This is a genomic window from Acidithiobacillus sp. TH-A36, from assembly GCF_057473445.1.
The window spans coordinates 1-1,722 of sequence record NZ_JBYCKP010000184.1 but is presented as its reverse complement, the minus strand read 5'-3'; the positions used below and the strand labels follow the sequence as shown (position 1 = coordinate 1,722).

The 1,722-nt window shown below is 48.1% G+C and carries 1 protein-coding gene and 1 pseudogene; both read left to right on the top strand.

Translation table 11 applies throughout. The annotated features are described in order from the left end of the window. Nucleotides 1-747: TnsD family Tn7-like transposition protein (locus AC2VLY_RS04995; RefSeq protein ID WP_486921865.1), on the top strand; the 747-nt coding region annotated here is incomplete at its 5' end. Next, a pseudogene (locus tag AC2VLY_RS04990) lies at nt 722-1,722 on the top strand (Tn7-like element transposition protein TnsE); the annotation flags it as partial. The gene AC2VLY_RS04995 and the pseudogene AC2VLY_RS04990, both read left to right, overlap by 26 nt.

Genomic DNA, 1,722 nt, shown 5'->3' with positions numbered 1-1,722 from the left:
TCAGACTGGCTGAAAGCAATCTTCCGCAAGCATCGGAAAAGTTTCAATTATCTTCAGCATATTGTGGTTCATCAGGCGCTGTTGGGTCGTCACTGGCAGATAGATGACGTGCTCAATGAGGTAAGCAGGACGCCAATCTGCGAAAAGTCCTTGCAAGTTCAGGTGGCTATACAAAAGTCCAGCAGCCAAACGCCAGATCAGGAGGCCTGGCTGGAATTGTTGTCCTCCCATCCACCCCAGAAAGCCAGAAAAAATGCATCAGCCTTGTATGCCCGGCTTTATCGAAATCACCGTGACTGGCTATTGGACATAAATTATCGTCATGCAGAAAGCAAGAAAAATGCTAACGTATCACGCATCGATTGGGACAAGCGGGACCGGGAATATCTGCAAGCACTTCGACAATTGGCTACCTTTTTGAAGGCAAACGAACAAGGGCCCAGACGCTCAAGAACCTGCTATCTTCGGCTTCTCGGCAATCTTTCGACTCTTGAAAAGAACCTTCATCAAATGCCACGTACTTCGGCGTTTCTGGCAGTCAATTCGGAAAGCATCTCCCAGTATCAGATCCGACGTTTACAAAATGCCTATGCGGAGTTGCGAAATCTGCTCGAGTCACCACCGAGGTGGCGATTGCTGCGAAACGCGGGATTAAGTGAAGAACGAATGACAGGATCTGCCAGACAATATTTGGAAATTTTAATGTGTCGGAGTACAGAATATGAAGTTAAAAGGGGTAGAAAATAATAGCGTTATTCGGGAGATTGGTTCTTTATTCCGTCGTCATGACGATTCTGGTTGGCATATCAATGTTAAACTGGAGCCTGGGCAGAAGAAACAACATGTGGGTGTTTCTCAAATTCCGACTTTAGCTAGACGCAGAGTGGTGAATGCAACCGAACAACCACTGCCTGCCGGATTCCTGAAACGTGTAGTGATAGAAAATACGCGCCTTTGGCTTACGGAACCTATCGATGCCTGTCCGATTCCCGTGGTGAGTCGGCAGGGGGATGGACGGCAATGGTGTTTTAATTTTGAATTTGGCGGAACACGGTATTATCTTCCCCAGCTTGAATTGGCGCGAGCATTGTTTTTTCATCATGCCTATATAACGCGTTTAGCATTAATTCCCGGCGGACTCTCGCATGAGTTCGATGTTCAGCGCATCGATAACTTGAGCAGAGCGCTTATCAATATTTTGCCAAGCTGCACTCTGCCACTATATGTCAGAGGAGACCATGAGTTAAGGCGGGCGTTAGCCTGGATATTGCTGGATGATGATGCACGGCAATCATTTGAAAGTATTGCCCGTTACCAACTGCAGAACGGATACGATACAGACAAGTATCGTCTGTGGCAATTTCAGTTTGAACCGCCGCCGCTCGCCGGTGTTGCACTGACACTTCGAGGCCACTACCGTCAGGAACTGGAAGCGTTTTTTGTGTATGAAATTCATGGTGTTTCCAATTTAACTTGCCATTGCCCCGCCAGCGTCGATTTTGTTGACCCCCGATTTGCCGTGAGGCGACCAGGTCAGGGCCGTGCTGTACTATCCGGCCTACAAACAGGCCCGGAATTGGAAATCGATGACGAACAAGAACCCAAAACGGATAAAACTGAATTTCGGATTGAAACACCCGCCGTTACATTTGAGTTTGTTAATCCCATTCAGACCACGCGCATAGCCAAGGGTAAAGGTCAGGCCACTGGCCGAGGACAAGG